This is a genomic window from Ligilactobacillus animalis KCTC 3501 = DSM 20602, assembly GCF_001434535.1.
Taxonomy (GTDB): Bacteria; Bacillota; Bacilli; order Lactobacillales; family Lactobacillaceae; genus Ligilactobacillus; species Ligilactobacillus animalis.
This window is the reverse complement of record NZ_AYYW01000021.1, coordinates 1-247: the sequence shown is the minus strand read 5'-3', so window position 1 is coordinate 247 and position 247 is coordinate 1. Positions and strand designations below refer to the sequence as shown.

1 pseudogene is annotated in these 247 nt (G+C 38.5%); it reads right to left on the bottom strand.

The window, feature by feature from the left end:
- Positions 1 to 247, bottom strand: a pseudogene (locus tag FC30_RS09520) (RNA-guided endonuclease TnpB family protein); the annotation flags it as partial.

Below are 247 nucleotides of genomic sequence, written 5' to 3'. Positions count from 1 at the left end.
GATTTAAAACGTGGTTTACCCCAATCAACTTGTGCCTTATCAAAAAAGTTCTTCCAAGCTTTATTTAAGTCGCTAATTGCTAGTTGTAAGCAACGGGCTGAAAAACGATATTGCCAATCAGCTTTATTAGCCACTAACTCGTTGCGAACCTTGTATTCATTTGGTCTGAGGCGCTTATCATCTAAGATTAGTGCTTCTTCATACATATCATTCCATAAAGCCAAACCAGCATTCCAGCAATATCTGC